This is a genomic window from Collinsella aerofaciens (assembly GCF_901212495.1).
Taxonomy (GTDB): domain Bacteria; phylum Actinomycetota; class Coriobacteriia; order Coriobacteriales; family Coriobacteriaceae; genus Collinsella; species Collinsella aerofaciens_H.
In genome coordinates this window covers 35,667-45,441 of sequence record NZ_CAAKNY010000073.1, presented here as the reverse complement: position 1 = coordinate 45,441, position 9,775 = coordinate 35,667, and the positions used below count along the sequence as shown (strand labels likewise).

General features: G+C 59.6%; 8 protein-coding genes and 1 other RNA gene. 7 read left to right on the top strand and 2 right to left on the bottom strand.

The genetic code is table 11. The features are described 5' to 3' along the window. Positions 1-106: 106 nt before the first annotated feature. On the bottom strand, positions 107-1,105 hold the full coding sequence (locus tag SFLMC1_RS08945) for a helix-turn-helix domain-containing protein (protein ID WP_187323931.1): 999 nt from the start codon (positions 1,103-1,105) through the stop codon (positions 107-109). Between the two features lie 120 nt (positions 1,106-1,225). Between SFLMC1_RS08945 and SFLMC1_RS08940 the strand changes: the two genes are divergently transcribed. From SFLMC1_RS08940 to SFLMC1_RS08915, 6 genes are all read left to right on the top strand, one after another. Continuing rightward, positions 1,226-3,052 carry an ABC transporter ATP-binding protein gene (locus tag SFLMC1_RS08940; RefSeq protein WP_187323930.1) on the top strand — a complete coding sequence of 609 codons (1,827 nt, stop codon included), beginning with the start codon at positions 1,226-1,228 and terminating at the stop codon, positions 3,050-3,052. Beyond that, the gene (locus SFLMC1_RS08935) at positions 3,053-4,810 is read left to right on the top strand and encodes an ABC transporter ATP-binding protein (RefSeq protein ID WP_152074719.1); all 1,758 of its coding nucleotides are present in this window, start codon (positions 3,053-3,055) and stop codon (positions 4,808-4,810) included. Positions 4,811-5,266: 456 nt separating this feature from the next. After that, positions 5,267-5,512, top strand: a complete 246-nt coding sequence (locus tag SFLMC1_RS08930) for a DUF6110 family protein (RefSeq protein ID WP_152074718.1) — start codon at positions 5,267-5,269, stop codon at positions 5,510-5,512. 77 nt (positions 5,513-5,589) lie between these two features. Further along, positions 5,590-7,605 (top strand): heavy metal translocating P-type ATPase, encoded by a 2,016-nt coding sequence (locus SFLMC1_RS08925; RefSeq protein WP_226814297.1) that lies wholly within the window; start codon positions 5,590-5,592, stop codon positions 7,603-7,605. 143 nt (positions 7,606-7,748) lie between these two features. Beyond that, positions 7,749-8,102, top strand: coding sequence for a hypothetical protein (locus SFLMC1_RS08920; protein WP_187323929.1), 354 nt, complete (start codon positions 7,749-7,751; stop codon positions 8,100-8,102). Beyond that, entirely contained in the window at positions 8,099-8,614 is a 516-nt protein-coding gene (locus tag SFLMC1_RS08915) for a type II toxin-antitoxin system VapC family toxin (RefSeq protein WP_187323928.1), read from the top strand. The genes SFLMC1_RS08920 and SFLMC1_RS08915 overlap by 4 nt, the downstream gene beginning before the upstream one ends. A gap of 57 nt (positions 8,615-8,671) precedes the next feature. Here the strand turns inward: SFLMC1_RS08915 and SFLMC1_RS08910 are convergent, their stop codons facing one another. Further along, positions 8,672-9,112, bottom strand: coding sequence for a hypothetical protein (locus SFLMC1_RS08910; RefSeq protein WP_152074715.1), 441 nt, complete (start codon positions 9,110-9,112; stop codon positions 8,672-8,674). Positions 9,113-9,349: 237 nt separating this feature from the next. Between SFLMC1_RS08910 and ssrA the strand changes: the two genes are divergently transcribed. After that, positions 9,350-9,713: a transfer-messenger RNA gene (gene ssrA / locus SFLMC1_RS08905) on the top strand. Positions 9,714-9,775 lie beyond the last annotated feature (62 nt).

Here is a 9,775-nt window from a genome sequence, read left to right as displayed (position 1 = left end):
GCACCCGCCCTGCCGGGGCTCCCGGGTTCCGTGACGACTCGGCCGTTCGGGTCAGGCGGGCTGAATTAAATTTGGTGAATGAGGGCGCCGATGGCGCCCTCATTCTTTATATATGTTGGGAACGCCAAGCGGTGGGGGTGGTGCCGGTGTATTGTTTGAAGGCTTGGGCGAAGGCGGCCTGCTGAGGGTAGTCGAGCCGCTCTGCCACCTGTGCTATCGTAAGCGAGCTATCTGCCAAAAGCTCCTGCGCCCGCTCCATGCGGCGCCTTCGTATGTAGGCACCCAGGGACTCGCCGGTTTGGGCCTTAAAGGTGGCGCACAGCTTGGATCGGCACGTGAAGAGTCTCTCGGCCACCTCCTGGATGCTCACATGTCTGCCCTTGTCGAGCGAGCGCTCTACAAGGGCAGACGCTTCCTTGGCTATAGTCACGCTGGCGTGCGTGCCTGTCGCCCGTTGCGCCTGTCTCTGGGCCGCATGCGAACAGGCGAGCTCCGCGACCATGGTCTCCACGATGCCTTGCATATAGATGTGTCCGCCTACGGTGCGGGCGCGGTTCTCGTTAATCCGACGCAGCGTGTGGCAGATGGCAGACGCCGCTTCCTCGTGCCACGGCTCGGCAAACGCCTCAAAGATTCCCGCGAACTCGGTGGGATAGCGGTGCTCCAGTTCGTCAAAATATCCAGGCAAAAAGAGCACCGAGCGCGAGTGGTAGAGTTGCCCTGCAAACAGTGGGCTTAATTCCTCGCCACAGTTATCTTGGATAAAGCTGCAAACGGCATTGTTTGGCCAAGGTCCATGCAAGAGTGTCAGGTTCGCAGGCGTTATGCCAGCCTCGGGCATGCATGTAAGTGTGGGCGCGCTGACCTCGCTCACGCAGGCGTACGGCTCAGGTGTGTATTCGGCCAGGTACATATCGTGCGTCGGGGTAATGAAATGCTCTATGACGATGCAGGTGGGGGAGAGGGGCATGATCCATGCGCGTCCGTGCGCCCGATCGTTTGCCACCTCGCCGGTAAAGACGGCGCCCTTGCCGGAAAGCTCCAGGCCAAACTGCTCAAACTGCGGTGCGTAGAGCTCGGTTATGTCGGTCGCGGCCCGATGCATTTTCGAAAGCGTCCCCTTCCTTTGCAGAAACATCCACGCCTGGCTCGATTGTGTGCCTTGGCTAACATATCAATGATAAGTTGATTACGGTTAACTCTCAAGCCGTTAGAAAGGAATCTCATGGCAAAGGGATCAAAAAGGGAAGGCGGCGGTATCGGCGAGCTACTTGCATATGCCGGCGACCGTAAATTCCTAACGTATTTGGGCATGGCGCTCTCGGCGCTCTCGCAGCTGCTGGGCTTTGGCCCGTATGTGTGCATCTGGTTTGTTGCGCGTGATCTGATCGCTGTGGCGCCTAACTGGAGCGAAGCCACCGATATCGCGATGTATGGCTGGTGGGCCGTGGGTTTTGCCCTGGCAAGCATCGTAGTGTATTTCGTGGGGCTCATGTGCACGCACCTGTCTGCGTTTCGCTGCGCGTCCAATATCCGCAAGACTGCGAGCGAACACCTGCTTAAGCTGCCGCTTGGCTACTTTGACATGCACGCCACCGGTGAGCTGCGCCGTATTGTAGACGGATGTGCCGCCTCCACCGAGACCCTGCTTGCGCACATGCTGCCCGATATCGCCGGCGCCACCGCCATGGTCGCCGGCCTGCTCGTGCTGCTTTTCGCACTCGATTGGCGTTTGGGCGCGGCATGTCTCATCTCGGTGGCCATTTCGTTTGGCGCCATGGCCGCCATGATGGGCGGCAAGGGCGCCGAGTTTATGAAGACCTACATGGGAGCGCTGGTCAAGATGAACAAGACCGGTACCGAATACGTACGCGGTATCCCCGTGGTCAAGGTGTTTCAGCAGACGGTCTACTCCTTTAAGGCCTTCCACGATGCGATCGCCGAATATGCCGACATGGCACAAAACTATTCGGGCACGTTCTGTCGAGGCCCGCAGGTGCTCAACCTTACCGCGCTCAATGGTCTTGTGGCATTCCTGCTGCCCGTGGCGTTGCTGTTGGCACCGGGCGAGACGGACTTCGCGCATTTTATGGCAAACTTCACGTTTTACGCGATATTTTCGGCCGTGGTACCGACGGCCATGACCAAGCTCATGTTTGTGGGCGAGGCCTCTCAGATGAGTGCCGATTCGCTGGCTCGCATCCGAAGCGTTATGGATTCCAAGCAGCTCTCCGTGCCCGCCCAACCCAAGCACCCTGCCGGCAACGACGTGCGATTTGAGGATGTAAGCTTTACCTACGAAGGCGCCGAGGCGCCTGCCGTCAACCATGTGAGTTTTAGCGTTTCCGCTGGTAGTACCCTCGCCCTGGTGGGTCCTTCGGGCGGCGGTAAGTCAACCTGCGCAAGCCTGATCCCGCGTTTTTGGGATGTTTCCTCGGGTCGAGTGCTCGTAGGCGGTGTGGACGTTCGCGATATGGATCCACACGAGCTTATGGACCAGGTCGCCTTCGTGTTCCAGACCAACCAGCTGTTCCGGCAAACACTTGCCGATAACGTGCGCGCCTCCAAGCCTACGGCCACTGATGACGAAGTACGTGCGGCCCTCTCCGCAGCTCAGTGCGACGACATTGTGGCCAAGCTCCCACAGGGCATCAACACCACGCTCGGCGCCGGCGGAGCATATCTTTCGGGCGGCGAGGTCCAGCGCGTGGCACTCGCCCGCGCGATCCTTAAAGACGCGCCTATCGTGGTGCTCGATGAGGCCACGGCGTTTGCCGACCCCGAGAACGAGGCGCTCATCCAGCGCGCCTTTAGCAAGCTGGCGGCGGGTCGCACGGTCATTATGATTGCGCATCGGCTCTCGACTGTAGTGGGCGCAGACCAAATCGTGGTGCTTAACCAGGGCAGCGTGCAGGAGTCGGGTACTCATGCCGAGCTGCTGTCCCAAAATGGCCTGTATGCCAAGATGTGGGCCGAGTACGAGCAGGCCGCGAGTTGGAAGATTACTGCTACGACCGCGGATGCCGCCGTCGCGAAGGGAGGCGAGGCCTAAATGTTCGCCTCATTCCAAAAGAAGTATTTCCTATCCGATAAAGGCATCGCCGGCGTAAAACGCGGTATCTTCTGGACCGCGCTCACCAATCTTATTACCATGGCCGGCATGGGCTTTTTATTCCTGGTTATGGCCGGCTTTGTCGAGCATCTCGCCAGCGGGGCCGACCTGCCGGATGCCCTGCCGATCGCGGGCGGCCTCCTGATCTTTTTCGTGTTGCTCTTTGCCTCTAACTGGCAGCAGTATTACTACACCTACTGCATCTTTTACGAGGAGTGCGGCAAGCAGCGTATGGAGATCGCCGAGCGCTTGCGCAAACTGCCGCTGTCGTTTTTCGGCCGTCGTGATCTGGCCGATTTAACCGAGACCATCATGGGTGACGTTCAGACTATGGAGCACGCCTATAGCCATGTGCTGGGAGAACTCTGGGGCGCCATCATCGCAAGCGCCATCGTGTTCGCGTCATCGCTGTTCTTTTGCTGGCAGCTGGCGGTCGCGGCGTTTTGGAGCGTGTCCGTGGCCTTTGCCGTGCTGTATCTGACACGCGGGCCCATGACCCCGGTGTTCGACCGCGTGCGCGCCGAGAAGGTCAAGGTCACCGAGGCGATCCAGGAGACGCTCGACTGCGTGCGCGAAATCCGCGCCACCAACCAGGAGGCCCATTATCTTGAGGGGCTCAACGCCGTGATCGATGCCGAGGAGCGCGAGACCACCAAGGGCGAGCTCGTCAACGGGCTTCTGGTCAACTCCGCCTTCTCCATTCTGCGTCTGGGCATTGCCACCACGCTGGTCACGGGCGCCACGATGGTCGCCTCCGGGCAGGTCGACTTTTTGGTGATGTTTGCCTTCCTGCTTATGGTGAGCCGTATCTACGCGCCGTTTGATCAGGCCCTTATGCTCGTGTCGGAGCTGTTTGTCGCCGAGTCGTCTGCCAAGCGCATGCGTTCCATCATGGAAGAGCCTGTAGCGCGGGGCAGCGAGAAATTTGAGCCCGTGGGCCACGATGTGGTGTTCGATCACGTGGCATTTGGCTATGGTGCGGGCGAGGACGGCCGCGCCGGCGAGAAAGTTCTTACCGATGTGAGCTTTACCGCCAAGGAAGGCGAAGTTACGGCGCTGGTCGGTCCTTCGGGTTCCGGTAAGTCTACGGTGAGCCGCCTGGCCGCGCGCTTTTGGGACGCCACCGAAGGCGCGGTCACCGTGGGTGGCGTGGATGTTGCGAGCGTTGATCCCGAGGTGCTGCTGCGCGACTACGCCATTGTGTTCCAAGACGTGCTGCTCTTTGACGACACGGTGATGGGAAACATCCGTCTTGGTCGTCGCGATGCCACCGATGAGGAAGTGCTTGCTGCCGCGCGTGCCGCCAACTGCGACGAGTTCGTGAGCCGTATGCCGCAGGGCTATGACACCATGATCGGCGAGAACGGCTCCAAGCTGTCCGGCGGAGAGCGCCAGCGCATTTCCATCGCCCGTGCGCTGCTCAAAGACGCGCCTATCGTGCTGTTGGACGAGGCGACAGCGAGCTTGGATGTGGAGAACGAGACCGTAGTTCAGCAGGCGCTCTCCCGTCTGCTTACAGGTAAGACGGTTATCGTTATTGCCCACCGTATGCGTACGGTGGAAAATGCCGACAAAATCGTTGTGCTCAAGGATGGTGTGGTTGCCGAGCAGGGCACTCCGGCGCAGCTCAAGGCGGCAGGTGGAGAATTCGCCCGCATGGTTGCGCTGCAAAAGGAAGCGGCTGCCTGGCAGCTGTAGGAAAGAGGTAAAGAGGTCGTCCCCTTGTCATGTATTCGAGGCTGTGGAAATCGAAGGTGAATGGTTTCCCCAGAAGTGGACGACCTTATTTGGACCCCTAAAGCATCGACACTTTTGGGGCTTTTTTCCTGCGATTTTGTCGAGTTTTTCCTGCGGTTTTGCTGGCGAAAAATGCGGATGCTTCGGGGGTCCGATTTTGCTCGTTCACTTCGCAAAAAAGTATTCACCTTTGATTCGCAAGGGCGGGGGCGGATTCCCGTGGGGGGGTGCGGATTTGCGTCGTGGTGGGTGAACCGCCGAGTACCGGGCGGTCTAGATCGTATATTTTCCAAAAAGTTAGCCGTTGTTGACCCCAATAGTTATACTAAACTAGTCTCAAAAGCGTGCTCGAGCAAACTAATGAACTCGGGTGCTAAGGCACCATGCCGCGCTTGTGCGGCAAAAGGGAGAAGCAACATGAAGAAGTCGACGTTTAACACCCTGCTTGTCGGTGGCGGTTTTCTGCTTGGTACGGCCGGCATCAAGCTGCTCACTAGCGCTCCGGTCAAGAATGCCTGCGTGCAGGGCATCGCGTGCGGTATGCGCGTCAAGAATTGCTACCAGGACATGGTCGAGCAGGCCAAGGCCAATGTCGATGACATGGTTGCCGAGGCTGCCTACATCACCCAGAGCGAGGCCGCTGCGGACAAGGCAGCCGAGTAGCACTCCAGGCACAAACTATGAGATTCTCGATTATTAGCGAGATCCCCGGCAGGACCCGTCTTCAATTGGCGGGTCCTGTGCCAGAGAGCGATCTCGATGCACTTCTTAAGCTCAGCGGCGACATCGACGGCGTGCACAAGGTGTGTGTCTACGGCCGTATTGGCCAGATGGCGCTCGAATATGACGAGCAGCGTCGCACGGCCGTGCTCGATGCCCTGGGTGCACTCGATGCTCAAGCTATCGCCGATGCCAAGTCGGGTTACGTGATGCAACTCGAGCCGCGCAGACACAAGCTCGTCATGGATCTTGCCACACTTATCGGCGCTCATTACGCACGTCGCTGGTTCCTGCCTACGCCGCTGCGTGCCATCTTTGTCGTGGCCGGTTACATGACCTTTTTGCGCGCCGCCCTCCGTGAGCTCGCACAGCCGCGCCTGACTGTTCCCGTACTCGACGCTTCGGCTATCGGCATTTCGTTCGTCAAACGTGATGTCGACACCGCGGGCCAGACGATGTTCCTGCTCAACGTGGGCGAGCTGCTCGAGGACTACACCCGCGCCATGAGCGAAAACGAGCTCATCAACTCGCTGCTCGATGTGCCCGATAAGGCACAAAAAGTGGTCGGCGACACCGAGGTGAGCGTTGCCGCGACCGAGCTTGAGCCCGGCGATCTGGTCGCCGTGCGCACTGGCATGTCCATTTGCATCGACGGTGTTGTCGAGCAGGGGAGCGCTATGGTTAACCAGGCGACCCTGACCGGCGAGCCGCTGGCCGTCGAGCGCAGCGTGGGCGACGACGTGTTCGCCGGTACCGTCGTGGAAGACGGCGGCATCTTGGTGCGCGTGCGCGCCAATACGGCGCAAACCAAACTGCGCTCAATCGTCTCGCTCGTGCAGACGGCCGACTCGCTCAAGTCCGAGGGTCAGTCGCATATGGAGGACCTTGCCAACAAGATCGTCCCGTGGAATTTCTTGCTTGCAGGTCTTGTCGCTCTTACCACCCGCAGCCTCATCAAGACCTCAGCGGCGCTGATGGTCGACTACTCGTGCGCACTCAAGCTCACGGGTTCCGTCGCCGTCATGACTGCCATGAGCGATGCTGCCAAGATGGGCGTCATGGTCAAGGGCGCGAAGTACTTTGAGTCGTTTGCCAAGGCCGACACCATTGTGTTTGATAAGACCGGCACGCTTACCGAGGCGCAGCCGCGTCTTGCCTGCGTGCTCACCACCGATGGCTGGAGCGAGGACGAGGTTCTGCGCCTTTCCGCCTGCTTGGAGGAGCATTTTCCGCATCCGGTGGCGCGCGCTGTGGTCAACGCCGCCCGCGAGCGTGGGCTCGAGCACCGCGAGCGCCACGCTGCGGTCGAGTATATTGTGGCGCACGGCATCGCTTCGTCCATTGAAGGGCGTCGCGCCATCATCGGTTCCGCGCACTTTGTATTTGAGGACGAGGGTGCGCAGCTCGAGTCCGACATCAAGGAGCAAATCGAGTCCCAGATGCAGGGCCTGTCGCCGCTGTATCTGGCGGTCGACGGCACCGTTGTGGGCGTGCTCGGCATCGAGGATCCGCTCAAGCCCGGGGTCCGTGAGGCCATCGCCGACCTGCATGCGCTGGGCGTCAAGCATGTCGTTATGCTCACGGGCGATTCGGAGCGCACGGCCGAGCGCATTGCGCGCGAGGCGGGCGTCGACGAGTTTAAGGCCGAACTGCTGCCCGAGGACAAGTACGCCTATGTGGAGCGCATTAAGAGCGAGGGGCGCCACGTTGCCATGGTGGGCGACGGCGTCAACGATTCGCCAGCGCTCGGTTTGGCCGATGTGGGGCTGGCCATGGGTGGCGGAAGCGACATCGCCAAGGAGGTCGCCGATATCATCCTGACCGACACGGATCTCGCCGCGATCGTGCGCCTACGCCGCATGAGCCAGGGGCTCATCGACCGTCTGACGAGCTCGTATGCCAAGGTAATGCTCACCAACTCGGCGCTGCTGGCATTGGGTATTACCGGCAAGATCACCCCGCAGACATCGTCGCTGCTGCACAACGGCTCGACGATTGCGTATAGCTTGGGCAACGCGAAGGCATATCTGCGTTAGCAGACGTGTTCGCCCACGTTATCTGGCCTGCGCCCAGACGGCATCGGTGTCGTCTGGGCGCAGGTCTTTTGCATTTGACCATTTGCTAGCTCTTCTATATAGTGTTGCTATCGGTGCTAGCAATTGAAGGGAGCGGGATCAACGTGGGTGCTGTTGGCGGCATGGCGCAGGTGAACGTTCGCGTAGATCGCCAGGTCAAGAACCGTGCCGAGGAGGTGCTGCGGCTTTCGGGCGGGTCACTGCCCGAGCTCATCAAAAAGGTGGTGGCCAAGGTCGCGCAGGGTGGCGGGCAGTGCGACGGCCTGCTTGCGGCCGTCGACGACCGCAAGCAGGCCGTCGCGCCCGATACTCCGTTCGCCGCATCATGGGCGGCGGCGAATCAGCTTTACGCGGACCTGGGCATCGCTACGTCGCCCGTATCCGACGATCGCGATTGGGACACAATCTATTCCGAAGCAATGGACGAGCGCTATCGCCAAAAGGGGATGATCCTGTGAGCGGGGCTTTCCTCAAAATAATGGTGGATGCCAACGTATGGGTTGATTCGTTTTGCGTCGACCATGTCGAGTCGCTTGCCGCGCGTGCGTTTATTGGGCAGGCGACGGAGACGGGGGCGTCTCTGTTCTTCCCGGTGCATATCGCTAAGGACGTACTGTACGTTGTCCAACACGAGCTGAAGCGTAGCGTTCTTGTCAGCGGGGGAGCGCTCGACGAAGCATCGGCACGAGCGATAGGCGATGCTTCGTTAGCGTTTGTTCGGAATATGACCGAAAACGCCACGGCCGTGGGTGCAGATGCGTCGGACCTTTGGCTGGCCGACAAATACTTAGCGCTCCATCGCGATTACGAGGACAACCTGGTGCTCGCCGCGTGCAAGCGCGCGCAGGTCGATTACTTGGTGACAAACGATCGAAAGCTGCTCGAACATGCCGATCTTGCAGCAAAGACCCCGCGCCAAATGATGCCGATTCTGGCTTTGGCCGAACGTGGCGGCGCGGCTATCGGTTGACGCGAACTGTTTGCGGGCCTCTTGGACACGATGCGCCAAGGGACCCGCGTCTGCTATTTACAAAAGCTCGGCCTTGATGGCGGGACTATCTGCGAGCTGCTCGGCTGCCTTTTCGTCGGAGCTGTTGAGGGCAGCGAGGCTGCGGTAGAGCCATTCGTTGACCTGGGTGTTCTTGACACCAGCGGTTTTGGTGAGGTTGGCTATAGCGCTGATTTCGGCAAAGAGTTCGGCCTTTGCACCCGTGAGCTCGCCAAGCTCGATGTCGTGATGCGCGGTGACGCCGCGGTTTTCGCTTACGTGGTCGATGAAGCCACGGACGGTTTCAACGTGCTCGGCGAGTGTGGCCTCGTCGGCGCCGTCGGTGAGCGCGTTGAGGGCGCCCGTGACCACGAGGGCAGGATGTCCACAGGGGACAAAGCCCTCGATGACATCCATAGCTTCGGTAATGGTTGAGCCCAGGCCCACGAGGGCATTGACGAGTTGCTGCTTGGTATCCATAACGGTCCTTTCGACGGGTCAATTGTGCTTGGCGAAAATATACGTGACGCGATCGGTAGCAAAAGTGCGAAGTACAGCGCACATTGGGGTCTTCACAGCTCGTGCATAGAACAGCTGTCTTCCTTGAGAACGTGGTAACATAGCACTTCACAAGCGGGGCTCGCCCCGTATGTTCCTTGAAAGGTCGACGGCTGTTGGGTACTCGTGCCCAATGCCATCCAGACTTTCCCGACATTCGGGGGCGACTGGTTTCGACACGATAGCTCTGAGAGAGGAAGCAAGCCGAGGTCTCCTCGCCTCGTTAAACAGGGGTACCGTCAAATTGAATTGACAACAACTCTTCTTTTGAGCCTATGGCTCTCGCTGCTTAGTTTATAGCGGCGCGTCAACCCGGTGATTTCTCCGACACCGGCGCGACGTCATGTTAGGGGAATGCTCCTGCGCACGTAATCGGTATGGCGCAGGCTAAGACCGAACCGGTTAGGACGCCGCGAGCGTGTCGCTGCGCGCAAAGTGTCCGAGACTAAACCAGCGACTGAGCTTGGAGATGCCAATCAGGGGGCTTTCGTGGACCGGAGTTCGATTCTCCGCGCCTCCACCAATAGTTACAGGCAGGTAGAGAAGTGTCTCTACCTGCTTTTTTATTACTTTCAGATACCGCGG